Origin of the sequence: Actinorhabdospora filicis (assembly GCF_030269765.1) — a bacterium.
GTDB classification, from domain to species: Bacteria; Actinomycetota; Actinomycetes; order Mycobacteriales; family Micromonosporaceae; genus Actinorhabdospora; species Actinorhabdospora filicis.
Genome location: NZ_BSTX01000004.1, coordinates 70,583 through 89,189 on the forward strand (window position 1 = coordinate 70,583; position 18,607 = coordinate 89,189).

General features: G+C 71.1%; 16 protein-coding genes. 11 read left to right on the plus strand and 5 right to left on the minus strand.

What is annotated here, in order from left to right; all coding sequences use genetic code 11:
- The first annotated feature begins 144 nt into the window (after nucleotides 1-144).
- From QSK10_RS25295 to QSK10_RS25305, 3 genes are all read left to right on the plus strand, one after another.
- On the plus strand, nucleotides 145-438 hold the full coding sequence (locus QSK10_RS25295; protein ID WP_285665491.1) for a hypothetical protein: 294 nt from the start codon (nucleotides 145-147) through the stop codon (nucleotides 436-438).
- A gap of 88 nt (nucleotides 439-526) precedes the next feature.
- Nucleotides 527-1,153, plus strand: a complete 627-nt coding sequence (locus tag QSK10_RS25300) for a pyridoxamine 5'-phosphate oxidase family protein (protein WP_285665492.1) — start codon at nucleotides 527-529, stop codon at nucleotides 1,151-1,153.
- A gap of 238 nt (nucleotides 1,154-1,391) precedes the next feature.
- A complete protein-coding gene (locus QSK10_RS25305; protein ID WP_285665493.1) occupies nucleotides 1,392-2,711 on the plus strand; it encodes a dicarboxylate/amino acid:cation symporter in 1,320 nt (439 codons plus the stop codon).
- A 505-nt stretch (nucleotides 2,712-3,216) separates the two neighbouring features.
- Here the strand turns inward: QSK10_RS25305 and QSK10_RS25310 are convergent.
- Nucleotides 3,217-3,993: an isocitrate lyase/PEP mutase family protein gene (locus QSK10_RS25310; RefSeq protein WP_285665494.1), complete on the minus strand. Its 777-nt coding sequence runs from the start codon at nucleotides 3,991-3,993 to the stop codon at nucleotides 3,217-3,219.
- A 143-nt stretch (nucleotides 3,994-4,136) separates the two neighbouring features.
- Between QSK10_RS25310 and QSK10_RS25315 the strand changes: the two genes are divergently transcribed.
- From QSK10_RS25315 to QSK10_RS25325, 3 genes are all read left to right on the plus strand, one after another.
- A complete protein-coding gene (locus QSK10_RS25315) occupies nucleotides 4,137-4,667 on the plus strand; it encodes a 2'-5' RNA ligase family protein (RefSeq protein ID WP_285665495.1) in 531 nt (176 codons plus the stop codon).
- Nucleotides 4,668-4,736: 69 nt separating this feature from the next.
- A complete protein-coding gene (locus QSK10_RS25320) occupies nucleotides 4,737-6,221 on the plus strand; it encodes a DNA-3-methyladenine glycosylase 2 family protein (protein ID WP_285665496.1) in 1,485 nt (494 codons plus the stop codon).
- Nucleotides 6,222-6,240: 19 nt separating this feature from the next.
- On the plus strand, nucleotides 6,241-6,705 hold the full coding sequence (locus tag QSK10_RS25325) for a methylated-DNA--[protein]-cysteine S-methyltransferase (protein ID WP_285665498.1): 465 nt from the start codon (nucleotides 6,241-6,243) through the stop codon (nucleotides 6,703-6,705).
- Here the strand turns inward: QSK10_RS25325 and QSK10_RS25330 are convergent.
- Together QSK10_RS25330 and QSK10_RS25335 are read right to left on the minus strand one after the other, a co-directional pair.
- Complete coding sequence (locus QSK10_RS25330) at nucleotides 6,670-7,605, minus strand: pentapeptide repeat-containing protein (RefSeq protein WP_285665499.1); 936 nt, start codon at nucleotides 7,603-7,605, stop codon at nucleotides 6,670-6,672. The genes QSK10_RS25325 and QSK10_RS25330 overlap by 36 nt on opposite strands.
- A gap of 393 nt (nucleotides 7,606-7,998) precedes the next feature.
- A complete protein-coding gene (locus tag QSK10_RS25335) occupies nucleotides 7,999-10,998 on the minus strand; it encodes a hypothetical protein (RefSeq protein WP_285665500.1) in 3,000 nt (999 codons plus the stop codon).
- A 157-nt stretch (nucleotides 10,999-11,155) separates the two neighbouring features.
- On the opposite strand from QSK10_RS25335, the gene QSK10_RS25340 reads away from it, so the two are divergent.
- Complete coding sequence (locus tag QSK10_RS25340; RefSeq protein WP_285665501.1) at nucleotides 11,156-12,448, plus strand: COG1470 family protein; 1,293 nt, start codon at nucleotides 11,156-11,158, stop codon at nucleotides 12,446-12,448.
- A 47-nt stretch (nucleotides 12,449-12,495) separates the two neighbouring features.
- Nucleotides 12,496-13,755: an NADase-type glycan-binding domain-containing protein gene (locus tag QSK10_RS25345; RefSeq protein ID WP_285665502.1), complete on the plus strand. Its 1,260-nt coding sequence runs from the start codon at nucleotides 12,496-12,498 to the stop codon at nucleotides 13,753-13,755.
- Nucleotides 13,756-15,245: 1,490 nt separating this feature from the next.
- Here QSK10_RS25345 and QSK10_RS25350 read toward each other — a convergent pair.
- Entirely contained in the window at nucleotides 15,246-15,812 is a 567-nt protein-coding gene (locus QSK10_RS25350; RefSeq protein WP_285665503.1) for a TetR/AcrR family transcriptional regulator, read from the minus strand.
- Nucleotides 15,813-15,903: 91 nt separating this feature from the next.
- Here QSK10_RS25350 and QSK10_RS25355 point away from each other — a divergent pair, with 91 nt between their 5' ends.
- From QSK10_RS25355 to QSK10_RS25365, 3 genes are all read left to right on the plus strand, one after another.
- A complete protein-coding gene (locus tag QSK10_RS25355) occupies nucleotides 15,904-16,458 on the plus strand; it encodes a TIGR03086 family metal-binding protein (RefSeq protein WP_285665504.1) in 555 nt (184 codons plus the stop codon).
- 219 nt (nucleotides 16,459-16,677) lie between these two features.
- Entirely contained in the window at nucleotides 16,678-17,040 is a 363-nt protein-coding gene (locus QSK10_RS25360; RefSeq protein WP_285665505.1) for a YciI family protein, read from the plus strand.
- 361 nt (nucleotides 17,041-17,401) lie between these two features.
- A complete protein-coding gene (locus QSK10_RS25365; RefSeq protein WP_285665506.1) occupies nucleotides 17,402-18,256 on the plus strand; it encodes an oxidoreductase in 855 nt (284 codons plus the stop codon).
- On the opposite strand, the gene QSK10_RS25370 is transcribed toward QSK10_RS25365, so the two are convergent.
- Nucleotides 18,228-18,545, minus strand: a complete 318-nt coding sequence (locus QSK10_RS25370; protein WP_285665507.1) for a DUF6191 domain-containing protein — start codon at nucleotides 18,543-18,545, stop codon at nucleotides 18,228-18,230. The two genes, QSK10_RS25365 and QSK10_RS25370, sit on opposite strands and share 29 nt — an antisense overlap.
- Nucleotides 18,546-18,607 lie beyond the last annotated feature (62 nt).

Genomic DNA, 18,607 nt, shown 5'->3' on the forward strand with positions numbered 1-18,607 from the left:
ACGGATTGCCTGGTCAGAGACGGTTTCCGCTTACAACTCTAAAGATCCACAAGGGACTTGACAACCGGGTTATCCGTCCGGACGCCCACTTCGGGGTGGCGACAATCCGCCGTGATGTCGGCGAAACGCCCCTATCATTCGCTCATGAGTGGTGAACTGGAGACCCTGTCCACCGAAGAGCTGCGCGAACGCGCCTTCAAGCTCGCCCGGCGTCGCCTCGACCTGGGCTTCTTCTGGGACGTCATCGAGCATCTCCCGCATTCCTTCAACGCCGAGACCGACGGGTCGCCGGGTTCGGTCGGCTCGATCATCGACAACATCGTGGAGAGCTGGCAGGAATTCCACGGCCACGGCAACTACGGCGAGGAGGAACCCCTCGTCCGGGCGGCCTTCATCGACTACATCGAGAAGCACGAGAAGGACCCGAAACCCATGTGAGCACCGCGTCCCATGTGATGATCTCCCTATGGCGCCCCCACCCCGGCGCCCACTAGGGTCGAATCGTCGCCGACCCCGGGAGCGCGCCATGGGCGAGTACGCCGAGATCACCTCCGTCGAGGAGTTCCGCGAGCTGCACGGACTCCCGCAGGGCCGCGCCGTCGCCAAGGAGCACCACCGCCTCTTCGACGTCGACCGGGAGTGGCTGGCGGCGTCCCCGTTCTGCCTGATCGCCACCAGCGACACCGAGGGCAACTGCGACGTGTCCCCGAAGGGCGACCCGGCGGGCTTCGCGCACGTCCTGGACGACAAGACCCTCGTCATCCCCGACCGGCCCGGCAACAAGCGCGGCGACGGGTTCATGAACATCCTCGCCAACCCGCACGTCGGCCTGATCTTCGTGATCCCCGGGCGCATCGAGACCCTGCGCGTCAACGGACGCGCCCGGCTGCTGCGGGACGCGCCCTTCTTCGACGACATGATCGTCAAGGGCAACCGGCCGACCCTGGCCATCCTCGTCGAGGTCGAGTCGGTGTACTTCCACTGCGGCAAGGCGTTCCTGCGCTCGGACATGTGGAAGCCCGAGACCTGGAACCCCGACGTCCTGGAATCGCACGCCAGGCTCACCAAGCGGGTCATGGACACGCCCGAAACGGTCGAAGAGCTCGAAACCTACTACGGTGACGTTTACCTGGAGAAGCTGTACAAGGCCTGAGGTCCTTGAGGTGCTCGTCACCGCCCCTTGGCGGAACGCGAAAGTTCCCCTACGCTTACCGACCGTGAGGTACACCGTCATTCGTGTCTGGCTGGTGCGCCGCCGACACGTGGACAACTGCCTCGTCACCGGCGTCGCCTGTAGCTGATCGCGCCCTTTTCCACCGCGCTTGATCGCTCGACCACGCCCTTTTTCACTTCGCCGCGCCCTCGCGCGGATCCTCCCTGGAGTCACTTCCATGCGCGCTCTCCTCAAGAGAGTTCCGTTCTCCGTACAGCTGCTCGTCGGTCTCCTCCTCGGCGCCCTCCTCGGTTTCGTCGCCCGTCAGTACGACGTGTCCTGGCTGGCCACGACGCTGACCGAGATCGGCCGCTACTTCGTCGTCCTGCTCAAGCTCGCCGTCCCGCCGCTGGTCTTCACCGCGGTGGTCATCTCCATCGCCAACCTGCGCAAGCTCTCCGGAGCCGCGCGCCTGGTCGGCAAGACGCTCCTGTGGTTCGGGATCACCTCGCTGCTGGCCGTCGGCGTCGGCATCGGCCTGGGCCTGCTCACCGACCCCGGCAAGGGCGTGACCCTCGGGACGGCCGCGGCCAAGCCCGAGCACGTCGGTGGCTGGACGGACTTCCTGACCGGCATCATCCCGACCAACATCGTGGAGTCGTTCACCGAGGTCAACGTCCTCCAGATCGTCTTCCTCGGCATCGTCGTGGGCGCGGCCACCGTGTCCGTCGGCGACAAGGCCGCCCCGTTCCTGCGCCTCACCGAGTCGGTGCTGGAACTGGTCCAGAAGGCGCTGTGGTGGGTCATCCGCCTCGCCCCGATCGGCACCCTCGGCCTCATCGGCAAGGCCGTCTCCACCTACGGCTGGGACCTCCTCAAGCCGCTGGCGACGTTCTCCGCCGACGTCTACATCGGATCGCTCATCGTCCTGCTGGTCATCTACCCGGCCCTGCTGCGGTTCGTGGGCGGCGTCAACCCGATCACGTTCCTGAAGAAGGCCTGGCCGGCCATCGAGCTCGCCTTCGCCTCCCGCTCCTCGGTCGGCACGATGCCGCTGACGCAGCGGGTGACCACCGAGCGGCTCGGCGTCCCGCGCGACTACGCGTCCTTCGCGGTGCCCTTCGGCGCCACGACCAAGATGGACGGTTGCGCCGCGGTCTACCCGGCGCTGGCGGCGATCTTCGTGGCCCAGGTGTTCAACGTCGACCTCGGCGTCACCGACTACCTGCTGATCGCCTTCGTGTCCGTCATCGGCTCGGCCGCCACCGCGGGCCTGACCGGCGCGATCGTGATGCTGACCCTCACCCTGTCCACCCTCGGCCTGCCGCTGGAGGGCGTCGGACTGCTGCTGGCGATCGACCCGATCCTGGACATGATCCGCACCGCGACCAACGTGACCGGCCAGATGGTCGTGCCGGTGCTGGTGGCGCGCTCGGAGAAGACCCTCGACCTGGCCGCGTTCAACGCGCCCAGCCAGGACCTGGACGCCGAGCCGGCCGAGCCCAAGGCGGAGCCGAAGCCCGTCGTCCGGGAGCCGGAACCGGCCTTCGGCAGCTAGCCGCACGGCCCGGCCACCCCGGTGGCCACGACGAACGAAGAGCGGGACGGCCAGGGGCCGTCCCGCTCTTTTCGTTTCGCGGGAAGGGGGTCTGCGTTCCGAGGGGCTGGGGGACCGTCGCCCAGACCGCCGTGTACCGCCACACCGCCACCGGGTTCTGCGTTCCGAGGGGCCGGGCAACCGTCGTGCGACCGCTTCGGCGGCGGGCCCGGATGCCGCGCCCGAGGCGGTCCGGCACCCGAAGCGGGCTTCGAAATCGGGCGCGGGCACGAAAGAGCGGGACGACGGTGCCTTCCCGCTTCTTTCGTTTCGCGGCAGGGGGTTCTGCGTTCTCAGGGGGCGGGCGACCGTCGTGCGGCCCCTTCGGCATCCGGGCCCGGATGCCGAGCCCAAGGGGGTCCGGGGCGAAAGTGGGCCTCGAAGCCGGGCGCGGGCGCGAAAGAGCGGGACGACGGTGCCGTCCCGCTCTTTCGTTTCGCGCTCGCGTTCCCCGGCGGGCTCGCGCCTAGCGCGCGTTCAGCTCGCCGTAGTTGATCGCGTCGGCGACCGAGTCGTAGGTCCCGGACGCCGCCAGCTCCAGCGCGGCCTTACGCGCCACCGCGTAGGCGGCCTGCGCGACGCCCGAGCCCAGGCTCACGCGCGCCACACCGACCGAGGCCAGCTCGGCGACCGTCGGCGAGCCAGGCCCGACCAGCACGTTCACCGGCGCGTCGATGCCCTTCACGAGGGTCTCGATGACCGCCAGGTCACCGGTGCCCGGCACGAAGACGCCGTCGGCGCCCGCCGCGATGTAGGCGGCGGCGCGGGCGAAGGTGTCGTCCAGGTCGCCGTTGCCGCGCAGGAAGGTGTCCACGCGCGCGTTGATGAACAGCTCCGGCGAGACCGAGCGCGCGGCGGCGATCCGCTCGGCCATCTCCTCGATGGCCAGCAGCGCGGTGTCACGGCCGTGCCCGGCGTCCTCGATGTTGATCCCGGCCGCGCCCGCGGCCACGACGCCCCGGATGGTCTCGGCGACGCCCTCGGCGTCGTCCCCGAAACCGCCCTCGATGTCGGCGGTCACCGGCACGTCGACCACGGCCACCACGCGCTCGACCACGGCGATCGCGGCCGCGCGGCCCAGGTCGTCACCGTCGATGGCGCCCAGGCTCCAGGCCACGCCCGCGCTGGTGGTGGCGATCGCGGGAACACCGGTGGCGGCGACCACGCGCGCGGAACCGGCGTCCCACGCGTTGGCCAGGAGAAGCGGCGTGCCGGGGACGTGGAGCTCGCGGAAATTCGTCATGGGCGCAAGTCTCGCCGCCGGGACGCGGGTGCGCTGGCGAAAATGCGACATCAAGAGTGAGAAAGCGAACACACGTGCGATCGGGGTCGTAGATCTAACGACCGACGGCGCCGCGAGGTGACGGGGGCGTCTATCGTGCGCGCATGAGCGAAGACCAGCCCGGGTACCGCGCCGGTGACACGGCCCTGCTGATCAGCCTGCCCGAGGCGCACGAGGTGATCGGCCCGTGGGTCGCCGAGACCGGCTCGGCCGGTGTCGACGCCCACGTGACGGTGCTCGTCCCGTTCCTCGACGCGGGCGAGATCGACGACGGCGTGCTCGCCGAGCTGCGCGGCCTCTTCGCCGCGCACCCGGCCTTCGAGCTCTCTTTCGCCGGCTTCGGGCGCTTCCCCGGGGTGCTCTACCTGGTCCCGGAGCCCGCCGGGCCCGTCCACGCGCTCACCACCGCCGTGGTCTCCCGCTGGCCGCAGTGCCCGCCCTACGGCGGGATCTTCGACGAGGTCGTCCCGCACCTGACCGTCGTGCACGGCCGGGACGACGCGACCCGCGCCGCCGCCGAGGCCGCCCTCGAAGCCCGCCTGCCCGTCCGCGCCCGCGCCGAGGCGGTGGACCTCCTGGTCTTCGACGGCGAGCGCTGGCGCCCGCGCGCCCGCTTCCCTCTCGCCACCGGTTAGCGGAGGGCCCTCCACCGCGGTGTCGCAATCTCGCCAGCCATCGCCCCTGCCACGCGCGATGCTTGGCGGGTGCCAGACACGAGCGTCCACCAGGACACCGAACGCTGCGTCCGGGCCGTCCAGGCCAAGGACGCCCGCTTCGACGGCTGGTTCTTCACCGCCGTCACCTCCACCCGCATCTACTGCCGCCCGTCGTGCCCGGCGCGGCCGCCGAAGGTGGAGAACATGCGCTTCTACCCCAGCGCCGCCGCCGCGCAGCAGGCCGGATTCCGCGCCTGCAAGCGCTGCCGCCCCGACGCCAGTCCCGGCTCGCCGCGCTGGAACGAGCGCGCCGACCTGGTCGCGCGCGCCATGCGCCTGATCGCCGACGGCGTCGTCGACCGCGAGGGCGTGCCCGGGCTCGCGCGGCGGCTGGGCTACTCCGTCCGCCAGATCGAGCGCCAGCTCCTCGCCGAACTCGGCGCCGGTCCGCTCGCCATCGCCCGCGCCCAGCGCGCGCAGACCGCGCGGCTGCTCATCGAGACCAGCGCGCTGCCCTTCGGCGAGGTCGCCTTCGCGGCCGGCTTCAGCAGCATCCGCACCTTCAACGACACCGTCCGCGAGGTCTTCGCGCTGACCCCCACCGACCTGCGGACGCGCTCCAGCAGCGGCGCCAAGGGCACCGCCGGGCTCCTCACGCTGCGCCTGCCCTTCCGCGCGCCGCTGACCCCGGACAACCTCTTCGGCCACCTCGCCGCCACCGCCGTCCCCGGCGTCGAGGAGTGGCGCGACGGCGCCTACCGCCGCACCCTGCGCCTCCCGCACGGGCACGGCATCGCCTCCCTGAAACCCATGCCCGACCACGTCCAGTGCGTGCTGTCCCTGACCGACCTGCGCGACCTGGCCATCGCCATCAGCCGCTGCCGCTGGCTGCTGGACCTGGACGCCGACCCCGTCGCCGTCGACGAACTCCTGTCCCGCGACGAGGTCCTCGCGCCCCTGGTCGCCAAGGCCCCCGGACGCCGCGTGCCCCGCACCGTCGACCCGGCCGAGTTCGCCGTCCGCGCCGTCCTCGGCCAGCAGGTCTCCACCGCCGCCGCCCGCACCCACGCCGCCCGCCTCGTCACCGCCCACGGCGACCCGGTCGACGACCCCCACGGCGGCCTCACCCACCTGTTCCCCTCGGTGGCCGCGCTGCGCGAGATCGACCCGGAGTCCCTGGCCATGCCCCGCAGCAGGCGCGCGACCCTCCGCGCCCTCATCGACGCGCTCGCCGAGGGCGAGGTCGACCTCGACCCCGGCGCCGACTGGTCCATCGCGCGCGCGAGACTGTCGGCGCTGCCCGGATTCGGGCCGTGGACGGTGGAGTCGATCGCGATGCGCTCCCTCGGCGACCCCGACGCCTTCATCCCCGGCGACCTGGGCGTCAAGGTCGCCGCCGCCGAGCTGGGCCTGCCGTCCTCGCCCGCCGCGCTCACCGCCCGCGCCGCCGAGTGGCGACCCTGGCGCGCCTACGCCGTCCAGTACCTGTGGGCCACCCAGGACCACGCGATCAACCACCTCCCGGAGGACTGACGTGACCAGACACGCCACAGTGGACAGTCCAGTGGGGACGCTCACCATGGTCGCCGACGGCTCCTCGCTGATCGGGCTGTACATGGAGGAGCAGCGCCACCGGCCCGACCAGTCCGTCTTCGGCCACTACGAGGACGAGGGCTTCGAGGACGTCAAAGAGCAGCTCGCCCAGTACTTCGCCGGCGAGCGGGTGTCCTTCGACCTCGACCTGGGCCTGCGCGGCACCGAGTTCCAGGTGCGCGTGTGGCACGAGCTGCTGACCATCCCCAGTGGAGCGACGCGGACCTACGGCGAGCTCGCCGCGGACCTGGGCAACCCCAAGGCGTCCCGCGCGGTCGGGCTCGCCAACGGCAAGAACCCGATCAGCATCATCGTGCCCTGCCACCGGGTCGTGGGTTCCACCGGCGATCTGACCGGCTACGGCGGCGGGCTGGCGCGCAAGCGCTGGCTACTCGACTTCGAACGCGGGGCCGGGCTGTTCTAGCGGACTGAAGTAGCCGTCTTGGACGGTCCAGCCGGTCGCGTGGACCCGGTCGGGCCGCGCGGCCGAGGCGCCGGTGAGCTCGGCGGGGACGGGCAGGTACAGCGAGTCGAGGAACCCGGCGGCGGTGAGGTCGAGGACGCCGTCGCCGACGGTGACCTCGTGGAAGGACACCTCGCTCTGGAAGCGCGCCTCGGCCAGGCTCGCGCCGTGCGCGAAGACGGCCCCGGAGAAGTCGGCGCGTCCTCCGAAGGTCACGCCCTCGAAACCGGCGGCCTCGGCGAAGACCGTCCCCGCGAAGACCGCCGAGGCGATGGTGGCCTCGCCGAAGTCCACTCCCGGCAGGACGGCGCCGGACAGGTCGACCTCCAGTCCGGGCCAGTCGAGCGCCCGGCGCTGCACGAGCAGCAGGATCGACCGGCGCAGGTCGGCTTCGGCGGGATCGACCCGGTCGGCACCCCCGTCGCCGCCGCCGAGCGGTGCGATGACGGACGCGCCGGTCTCCACCGGTGCCGGTCGCCGCAGGTACGCGCACCACAGGCGCATCGCGTCTCCGCGCATGCGCGGCTCGTCCATGGCCACCCGGTCGACCGCCTGTGCCCCCGCCAGCCGTGTCACCGGGTCGGCGGAGCCGAAGAGCTCCACGGCCCGCACCATGTGCGCCTCGGCGTCCCGCCCGGCTCGCGCCGCGCGTGCCCGGCGGGACAGTCCCGCGGAGGCGATGGCCGCGGTGACGAGGCCGCTGGCGATGGCGATCGCGGAGATGGCGATGGTGGCCCACCCGAGTCCGGGGAGGCCGGCGAGCAGCCATACGAGGAGCCAGACGAGCACGGCGAGGCACGCGGGGCCGAAGATCACGTTGGTGAAGCCCTCGTCGTCATCGTCGTGGTCGTGGTCGGTCATGAGACCAGGGTGCCATCCGGTGGTGAATGGGATGGGCGCATGCCGCAGACGACCACGGGCCGCGGGCTGAGAAGCGAGGGTGACTCTCCACGCGGGGGAGCGTGAGGGTTTTGATCGGGTGGGGAAGCTGGGCGCGCGCGTGCGGCGGCGCAACCAACCCCCAGAGCCACGAATCACCGTGTGCCGAAGAACAAAGCCCGCCTCCGGCTCGCGAAGAGTGCTTTTGGACCCGGGGTCCAGGGGACGGAGTTCCCTGGTGGGGGTCCAGGGGGCAAAGCCCCTTGGGCGCCAGGCGGAGCCGCAGGCAGACCACGGCCGCAAGCCTCAAACACCCGAAAAGGAAACGCCGCCCGGTCTCCCGGGCGGCGCTCCCTCACTGGCTCTCAATCCGTGTCAGTGCCTGCCGACGAAGTCGGGCGGCCCCTGCACTCCCGGTACCACCTGGAACGGCGTCTTCACCGGCCCGAAGAGCGGTCCGCCGCCGTGGTTGGCGAGCAGGTCCGGCTTTCCGGCGCGTTCCCGGTTGAACACCAGGATGCCGGTGGTGAAGGTCCCGTCCTGTTTGACCTGGACGGATTCGAAGGCGCTGTTACCGCTGCTCCAGCGGAAGGTCACCGTGGATCCGGCGGGGAAGTCCTTCCCCGTGACGGTGGTGACCCGGCCGGGGCGGCTGAGGGTCGGGTTGAGGTTGATGATCGGCTGGACGATCGACACGTGCGCGGTCGACACGTCGTTGACCGGGTTGGGGTCGGTGCCCTCGACCACGTGGATCACACCGATCACGTCGTACGAGGCCGCGGCCGTCGTCCCGACGTAGTAGGTGATGGTGATCGACGCGCCCGCGGCCAGGTCGCCGAGGTTGCACGGCGGCAGGTTCGGGGCGCATGGGGCGGGGTCGGAGATGAGCGGCGCCGGCTGGCTGACCGGGAAGTCGACGTCGAAGCTGACGCCGTAGGCCTTCACGGGGGAGCCGTTGGTGATGGTGAACCGGATCGCCACGGGGCTGCCGCCGACGTGTCCGGGCGACGGGCTGACCGTGCTGGTCACCGCGATGTCGGGCGGGGACAGGACGGTAACGGTCGTCGTCGCGGAGTTGTTGGCGGTGTTGGTGTCGACCATCGGGCTGGACACGACGCCGGTGACCGGCTGGGCCCCGGGCTGGATGCCCTTGACCACGACCGCGATGTTCCACTCGCCCTGCGAGGCCATCGCGGGCCTGGTGCAGGTGAAGGTGACGGTCTCACAGACACCGCCGCCGTCGGACGAGAAGGACTGCGGTGCGAGACCGGCCGGGAACGTGAGCTTCACGGTCGGCACCGCGGTGCCGGTGCCCAGGTTGCGGACGACGAACCGGACCGTCGTGGTGCGGTTGAACTCGATGGTCGGGTTGTCGGCGGTGGCCAGGATCTGGAAGTCGGCGATGTTCTGCCAGCTCGGCTGGGTCGGGTAGTCCCCGGCACCGACGACCTGGACCTGCGCTCCGCCGACCGCGGGAATCGTGTACAGGTAGTTCGCGCCCGCGCCGGAGCCCTGGTAGGCCAGCCGCAGACCGTCCGGCGACCAGGCCGGGTCCTGTCCCTGGACGGCGGTGCCGCCGACGGAGGTGACCGCGTGGGTCACCGGGTCGACGTACTGCAGGACGCCGTTGCGGGAGAACGCGATCTGGTTCGGGTTGGTCGGCGACCAGGCCGGCCCGAGGTCGCGGCAGCCGCCCTCACCGCACGCCGAGTCGTCGGTGAGGACGGTCGGCGGGGTACCGGTGTTGAACGGGAAGACCGAGGACATCAGGTCGTTGTCGTTGCGCGGGTAGTGGGCCCGCGCGGTGGTGGGCGGAGCCGCGGTCAGGATCGGGCCCTCGCCCGGCCACTGGCGCAGCACGTAGTCGGCAACGAACGCCAGGGCGCCGTTTCCGGGCGACCAGGTGGGCTCGCCGTAGAAGGTGTAGCTGTACGGGTCGGACGTCACCGGGAGCTCGGTCCGGTTGCCCGTCGCCAGTTCCACCACGGCGATGGTGCTGACGCGTACGGGAACCTCGTCGTTCTCCAGGTCCTCGGCGTACAGGAACTCCCGCGCGTAGGCCAGGTACTTGCCGTCCGGGGACCAGGACGGGTCCACGTACGTCTCGTTCCATGCCGGGCGCGGGCCCGGGACCAGGGTCTCGGTGTTGTTGTCGAGGTTGGTGATGACGATGTCGGCCTTGTACTTGCCGCCCCGGCTGTAGGCGAGCTTGTGTCCGTCGGGCGAGTAGGACGGGCCGTCCTCCTTGGCGTCCCAGCGGGGCGAGAACTGCCGGTCGTCGGTGACGTCGGTGCGGACGGTGTGCAGGACGGAGGTCTCCACGCCGACGGTCTCGGTGGTGAAGGCGTTACCGATCTGCTGCCCGGAGAACGGGCGTCGCTCGTTCTCCTTGGGGTTGTCCGACACCGCCGTGACGGTCGGGATCTCGGCGTCCATCTTGTAGTAGAAGACGGACGTGTTGGCGGTGGTCGTCTGCGCGCCGGGCGCGGTGAACAGCAGTCCGGTCTCCTGACCGGCCACGTCCACGGCCCATTCGGCCTCGTAGGAGTCCTTCTGCCAGGTCGGGTACATCATCCGGTAGACCGTCGAGTCGCCTTCGTTGATGTAGGCGATCTCGGTGGTCTGGACGACGGTCCCGGACGCGAGGGTGCGCTGCCAGCGGTTCTTCGCGGTGAACGCGATCGATCCGCTCCACTGCCCCCACGCGGGCTGGCCGTCGAAGTACGGTCCGGAGGTCAGCCGGGTCAGCACGCTGCTGGACAGCTGGATCTTCCAGATCTGCGTGCCGGGCGCGGGGTCGTCCCGGGTGAACGCGAGGGACAGGCCGTCCGGCGACCAGGTGGGCCAGCTCTCGTCGATGGTCGCGGTGTTGGTGACGTTGCGCAGGCCGGTGCCGTCGACGTTGACGGACCAGATGTCGCGCTTGCCGCCGGGCGCGTCGAGGCGGTCGAAGGCGATGAACCGGCCGTCCTGGGACAGCGCCGGGTCGTCGATCTTCTGCGTGCCGGTCTCGGTGAGCACCTTGCGGGGCGCGGCCACGCGGTCCCAGACCCACAGCTCCGCCGGTCCCCATTCGGTCGGGCGGTGGATCCAGGTGATGAGCCCGCCGTGCGAGTCGGCGTTGCTCGTGTCGACCGGCGGCGAGGTGTCGGCGGGCAGGAACGAGGCGGTGCTGGAGCCGTTCCGCTTCGCCAGGTAGGTGAAGTTGTTGTCCACCGAGCTGTACGCCAGACGTCCGGGCGTCGGTGGATCGAACGCCACCGGCCGTGCGTCGTACGGTTGTGGTGGCGGCTCGGCGACCACGCCGGGCACGATGATCAAGGCGAGTGCGGTGGTCAAGGCCACGGTGGTCGCCACGTCGAGACGGACGCGCACGCCTATCCTCCATTCATGAAGTGAGCTCACCCGTAGCGTCACCTCAGTCACTCATGGGCAGTAAGCCGTTCGGGCAACCGGAAGGGCAGAACGATCTGCCTGTACGTGTTCCCCTAGGGCGCGGACGTGTAAGGACCCCCGTCTCTACCGTCGGCCCATGACGACGCAGGCTGCCCTCCTGGCCACCGAGCTCGACGTGACCCCGGGCGAGGCCGCGAGCCTTACCCTCAAGCTGCGTAACACCGGTACGATCGTCGAGGGATACCGCTTCACCGTCGTCGGTGCCGCTTCCGCGTGGACCCGCGTGGAACCCGCCGAGATGACGCTGTATCCCGATACCGAGGGCGAAGCGCGCATCATCTTCGACCCGCCCCGGACGTCCGACGTCCGCGCCGGCGCGGTCGCGTTCGCCGTCCAGGTCACCCCGCAGGAGCAACCCGAGACCGCCACCGCGCCCGAAGGTGTCGTCACGGTCCTGCCGTTCTCGGAGACCACCGCGGAACTGACGCCGCGCACCGCCGGGGGGCGGTTGTACGGTCGCACCGAAGTCGCGGTCGACAACCGCGGTAACGTGCCCGTCCGGTTCCACGTCACGGCCAAGGACGCCGACGACAATCTGCGCTTCGAATCCCGGCCCGACGAGCAACCCGCCACTCCCGGCCAGGCGGTGTTCCACAAACTCTCCATCCGTGCGCGGAAGCCGCGCTGGCGCGGCCCCGCCCAGACCCTGCCCTACGCCGTCGCGGTCACCACCCTCGACGACAAGGGCGAAGAGACACACCCTCCGGTGGTGCTGGACGGCTCGCTCGTCCAGAACGCGATCCTGCCGCGGAACCTGTTCCGCTGGGTCATCGCGCTGATCGCCCTGGCCGCCCTGCTGGGCGCCGGCTGGCTGTTCCTGCTGAAGCCCGCGGTCACCTCCGCCGCCCAGAACGCGGTGGAGACGCCCGTCGAGCAGCTCAAGCAGGAGGTCGCCAAGGCCAAGGAGAACGCCGACGACGCCAAGAAGGGCGTCGACGAGATCAAGGCGACCCCGCCCGTGGTGCCCTCGGCTCCCCCCACCAGCAAGCCGCCGGAGACCACCACCGCGCCCTTCTCCGGTCGCGTCGAGGTCGCCGCCAACGGCAACGCCGCCGCCACCCAGTCCTACACGGTGCCCGAGAAGACCACGTTCACCCTGACCGACCTGCTGATCATGAACCCGCAGGGCGACCAGGGCCGCGTGGACGTCGAGATCAACGGCGTGGTCGTGCACACCCTGTCCCTGGCGAACTTCCGCGACTGGGACAACCACTACGTCACCGGTCTCCAGGTACCCGAGAAGAAGTCGATCGTGCTGCGGCTGACCTGCACCACGCCCGGTCCTCGCCTCGCCGGAACCAGCAGTGACCAGTGCCGGACCTTCCTCAGCTTCTCCGGCACGACCGTGACCAAGAAGCCGGCGGCGTAGCTCACCGCGCCTCCGGTGATCACGTCCCCACTAGCAACGGAGGCACGATGACCGCCTGTCCCACTTGCGGCGCCGCGGTTGCCCAGGACGACCAGTTCTGCGGCAACTGCGGCGAGTACCTCGACTGGGGCTCATCCGCGTCCCAGCAGCAGCCCGCCGCGCCGACGCCCGCCCAGGCCCCCTACCAGGCGCCGACGCAGGCACCCGTCCAGCAGCCGGTGTACCCGCCGCCGCCCGCACAGCAGACCGGGTACGCCCAGCCGCCGGCCCCGCAGCCCGGGTACCCGACGCCTCCGCCACCCGTGCAGGGCCTGATCCCGCCGGCCGTCGCGTCCAGGGTTCCGGGCGTGCCGCAGCCGCCGTACGGGCCGCCCCAGGCGCCCTACCAGCCGCCGCAGCCCGTCCAGCCCACCCAGCCCGTCCAGGGCGGGCCCCAGGCGCCGGTGGAGCCACCGCCCGTCCAGCCCGGCAAGGTCCCGGACACGCCCGTGCGCCGGATCATGCCCGAACGCCGCTCACCCGACGCGCAGCCCTTCGAGCTGCTCTCCGAGGGCGAGGTCCGCTGCGGCCCCTGCGGTGCCGTCAACCCCGACACCCGCAAGTTCTGCAAACGCTGCGGCGCCGAACTCAAGACCGTCGACACCGTCGTCGAGGAGAAACTCTCCTGGTGGCGGCGCCTGTTCCGCCGCAAGCGCGACCCCGAGGACCCCCGCAAGTGGCACGCCGCCGGCACCCGCCGCTCGCCCCGCCGGATCCGCATCATGCGCATCATCGGCATCATCCTCGTGCTCGGGCTGATCCTGACCGCCGTGGCCCTCTGGCCCGCCCGCTCGGTGGTCGACTCGGTGATCAACACCGTCAAGGACCGCTTCACCTCGCACGTCCCCGTCGTACCCACCGAGGTGCGGGCGTCGTCCAGCGGCACCAACGCCAAACCCGAGTACGTCATCGACGGCGTCGCCGACCGCTTCTGGGCACCCTCCGGAGCGGGCGTCGACGAGTGGGTCGAGGTCCAGTTCAAGGAGCCCGTCCGGCTGACCAACATCGTGGTGTCGTCGGGATCCTCGAAGACACCCGAGGACTTCCGCGCGCAGGGCAGACCGAACAAGGTGACCTTCACGATCACCTCGAAGGACGGCAAGGTCACCACGGAGGAGAAGGAGATCCAGGACCAGCCCGACGCCCAGGACTTCGAGTTCGGGATATCGGACGTGGTGACGATCCGGATGACGATCAACAGCACCTTCGGGTACGAGGCCGGGAAACAGGTCGCCGTGGCCGAACTGGAGTTCTTCAAACGGAAGTAGCGCGGCACGAGGACATCGCGCCCCGGGCCGCCGGCCATGAGAACGCCGCGGCCCGGCCGCCGGGGGGACGGGGACGGGCACGCGGTGGAGTGACGCGATGTGAGCTGAGGGACGAACGGCCCCGCCATCGGCGGGGCCGTTCGTTCTTGGGGGCGCGCCTGGGTGTGTTTCGGCGGACGGGCCGCGGGGGCGGTGGGGCGATCGCGGCGGCCGCCGGGGCCGGGTCTCGCGACCGTGAGCGTTCCGGCCGCGGGGGCTCGGGCGCGGGTGTCGGCCGGAGGGGCGGCGGTGGGGATGGCGAGCGCGTGGGGGTGCGGCTCGCAGGCGCTTCGCCCGCACCAGACCAGGGCTTCGCTCTGGACCCACCAGGGAACTCCGTCCCCTGGATCCATGGACCCCTGGACCCCGGCTCCCAAGAGACCTCTCGCGAATCGCCGGTTCCGGCCGCACTCGGCTTGCGAGTGGAGGGCTTGCGGGTGGAGGGCTCGCGGTGTTCTCGCCCGGGGCCGCCAGGAGATGAGCGGCCGGGGTGAGGCCGTTGATGCGGGTGGGTGCGATCGTCACAGCCCACCCCACCCCAGCCCACCCCGCCCATCACCTCACCGCGCCCGGCCCCGCCTCCCCGGTGTACTCGCCACCGCGTCCTGGCGCGAGCCGCTGCCGGGCAGGCGCGCCGGTGGGCTGGTTTGTGGGGGTGAGGCGTTCGTTGCTTCATGCCGCTCTGCACTTCGTGGCGTGTCCGCCGCCGCGTTTCGGTGTGGGCCGGTGCTGGGCTGGTGTGCGGGTGGGTGGGATCGTCACACCCCACCGCCGCCCGTCACCTCGCCGCGCCCGGTCCCGCCTCACCTCCGCGGTGTGCTTGCGCCGCGTTTTGGTGTGGGCTGGCGCTGGGCGGGTGTGCCGGGGCTGTTTGTGGGGGGTGGGGTGTTCGTCGCTTCATGCCGCTCCCTTCACCTTCCGGCGTGTCCGCCGCTGCGTTTCGGTGTGAGCCGGTGCCGGGCGGGTGAGCTGTGGCGGGCCGGTTCGCGCAGGTGGGTGTTCCTCGCTTCATTCCGCCCTTCCCCGGTGTGCTTGCCGCTGCCCGGCGGGCGTGCCGGTGAGCTGCCGTGAGCCACGGTGACACGTCCCGGTGGCGGCCGGGGCGGCCCGTCAGGGGCATCGGGGCGGCGTGCGGTGACTCCCTCCTCGTGGGCTCATCCCGCCGTGCCTTGCCCGGCCGGTTCACCACCTCCGTGTATCGACGAGCCGCTCCCGGGCGGGTGTCGCCGGTGGGCCGAGACGGGTACGTCTGCAGGGCGGGATCGTGTCGCCCGACCCGCCCTGCCGTGTGATGGGGTGAGCCGTGAGTGGGCAGCCGCGCCGGTGGATCCGTGGCGTGCTGCCGGGGTGTGCCACGTCGGCGTTGGCCGGGTGGGCTTCCGAGTTGCGCTGCCCGCCGCGTCGAGCCGGGTTGTGAGGGCAGGGTCGGGGCGCGGGTCCATCACGCCCCGTCAGCTCGCCCGTTCGAGGGCTCGTTTCACCAGGTCCGCCGCGTACTTCTCGTCCACTCCGCCCACGCCGAAGAGCACGCGGGTGTACATCGGGGCGAGCACGTGGTCGAGGATCTCCACGGTGGTGATCACCGGTTCGCCGCGGTCGTGGGCGCGGGTGAGCATGGTGTTCAGCTGGTGCGAGCGGGCTTCGACGAAGGCGGCGCGGGCGGTGGTGCCGGCTTCGGAGAGGGCGGCCATGAGGCGGGGGATCGCGGGACCGGCGGGGCCGGTGATGTCGCGGGCGACCTGGGCGGCGTAGGCGGTGAGGTCGCCGGGCAGGTCGCCGGTGTCGGGGAGCGGTGAGCCGTCGGTGAGGCGGGCGAGGGCGACGTCGATGAGCAGCGCGTTCAGGTCCCCCCAGCGGCGGTAGATGCTGGTGTCGGCGACTCCGGCGCGGGCGGCGATGTCCTTGACGGTGCAACCGCCGTAGCCGCGCTCGGCGATCAGCTCGGCGACGGCGGCGTGCACTGCGGCGCGGACGCGGGCGCTGCGGCCACCGGGGCGCCGGGCGGGTTCGTTCGTCACCCCTCCAGCTTAAAGCCGCCCACTCTTGCGTTAAGGCCCGGCGGATTGTACGGTCACTAACGCAGTCTCGGACAGCTTTAAGGAGCCCGTCGTGATCATCGACCGGATCGACCGCGCCCTCGACATGACCTCCGCGATCGTCGCGGGCATCGACGGCGGTCAGTACGCCGACGCGTCCCTCTGCGCGGGCTGGACCGTCCGCGACGAACTCAACCACCTCGTCGGCGGCATGCGGATCTTCACCGCGCGGCTCACCGGCACCGACCCCGGCGGCGAGCACCACGACGACTGGCTCGGCGACGAGCCGGCGAACGCGTTCCACCTCGCGGCCGAGGCCGACCGGGCGGCGTGGCGGCGTCCGGACGCGCTGGAGGGCGTGATCGAGCTGGGCTTCGGCGCGGTCCCCGCGCCGGCGGCGGCCGCGATCCACCACACCGAGGTGCTCGTGCACGGCATCGACCTCGCCCTGGTCACCGGGCAGGAGAAGCTCGTGGACGACCAGGAGTGCGAGCGGCTGCTCGGCGAGATGCGCGCGATGGACTTCTCCATGTTCCGCAACCCCGGCATGTTCGGGCCCGAGACGGCCGTCGCCGACGACGCCCCCGGGCACCGGCGGCTCCTGGCGTTCCTCGGCCGCGCGGTCTAGCCGGAGACCCGATCCGGCGGCGGACGCGGTCAGCCGCGACGCCACTCGGCCGGGGCTCCGGCGGGGGACACGGTCCGGCCCGGGACGCCACCCGGCCCGGGATCCGGTCCGGCCGGGACACCGTCACGCCGGGGACCCGGGCGCACGGGGCGTGTCGAACCCGCCGCCTCGGCTCCGTCCCACTGATGACACCCTCGCGTCAGTGCGGAAGGAGCCGGCATGAAGTTCGTCGCGATGATCTACGGCAGTCGGGAGAAGTGGCGGGCGATCCCCGCCGCCGACTGGGCCACCGAGATCGCCAAGCAGGAAGCGTTCAACGCGCGCTACCGCGCCACCGGCGAGCTGATCGCCGCCTACGGCCTCGCCGACGCCGCGATGGCGAAGCTGGTCCGGCGGGAGAACGGGCTGCCGGTGGTCACCGACGGCCCGTACATCGAGGCCAAGGAGCACATCGCGAGCTTCTACCTCTTCGACGTCGACTCGCCCGAACGGGCACGAGAGATCGCGGCGGACATGCCCTGGGCGGACGTGGACCCGGTGGAGCTGTGGCCCGTCATGCACGGCATGGCCGAGGACGTCTAGGGCCGGGAGGACGGGCTGCCGGCACTGAGCACCGCCGCGCTGTCGATCCGCGTGGCGGGCGCGTCGGCGACTCTGAGACCCTGGAACTCTGAGACCCTGGACGTGGCCCCCGGGACCGGCCATCTCACGCCGGATCGGTTTCGCGGGAGCCGGGAGGGCTTTCAGTCACCCGCCGCCCGAGGCGCACGGGCCGAGCCGCTCACGCCGAGCCGAGTCGCACCGGCCGAACCACTCGGGCGCGATCCCTTGGACCGGCCGCGAAAACACCCCACCCTCTATCTTGAATGTAACCCCTCCTCTCACGCGCCCGATCCGGGGTACTCCACCCTTCTCACCAGGTGATTCGCCTAGCGTTGCGACCATGACGCACCCCGGACGATTCGCGCTCGGCGGCGACCTTGAGGTCTCCCGCATCGGCTACGGCTCCATGAAGCTCACCGGCTGGCCGGACGCCTCTCGCCGTCCCGACCGCGACACCGCGCACGCGGTGCTGCGGCGGGCGGTCGAGCTGGGCGTCGACCACATCGACACCAGCTTCTACTACGACCACGACGGTTTCCGCGCCACCGACCTGATCCGCGAGGCGCTGCACCCCTACCCGGCGGGGCTGCGCATCGTCACCAAGGTCGGCCCGATCATGACCGGGCAAGAGGGCGACGCCGACGACGGTCTCGCCCCCGGCAACCTGCGCAAGGCCGTCGAGTGGAACCTCGCGTCCCTGGGCGTGGACACCCTGGACGCGGTGAACCTGCGCGTCGACGGCGTCAACCCGCTGCCCGGCGGGACGCTGGAGCGCCCGCTGACCGACCTGCGGGAACTCCAGGAAGAGGGCCTGATCCGGCACGTCGGCATCAGCAACGTGCCCTTCGAGCGCTTCGAGCAGGCCAGGCAGTTCGCCGACATCGCGTGCGTGCAGAACTTCTACAACCTGGCCGTGCGCAAGAGCGAGAAGATCATCGAGGTGTGTGAGGCCGAGGGCATCGCGTTCGTCCCGTTCTTCCCCGTCTCCCGTTTCAACGACGAGATCACCGAAAAGGTGACGGCGGTGGCCGCCCGGCACGGCGCCACGATCCAGCAGATCGCCCTCGCGTGGCTGCTGCGGCGCTCGCCGAACATCCTCGTCATCCCCGGCACCGGCTCCATCGCGCACCTGGAGGAGAACGTCGCCGCGGGCGACATCGAGCTGACTAGCGCCGACCTCGCCGAGCTCGGCTGATCCGCACCACCCCGGCGTCGAGGTCGATCTCGTCGGCCCCGGCGCCGGACTCCTCGTCCTCGCGCATCATCGTCATCGACTTGCGCTGCTGGAGCTCCTGCTCCTTCCCGGGGACGATCGCGGCGTGCAACTGGTCGAAACCCGTCGAGGAGATCTGACCGGCCCGCTTGGAACCGCGCCAGGGAATCCAGCGGGTCTTGCCGGCCTTCACCGCCAGCTGGTCCAGAATCGCCAGCACGGTGAGGAGAAGGACCAGACCCGGAAGGCTCATCGCGAAGAACGCCGCCATCCATCGAGCGTAGCCTTGACGTGAGGGCAATCACAGGGGCAAACGGTGCTGCCCGATGGGGA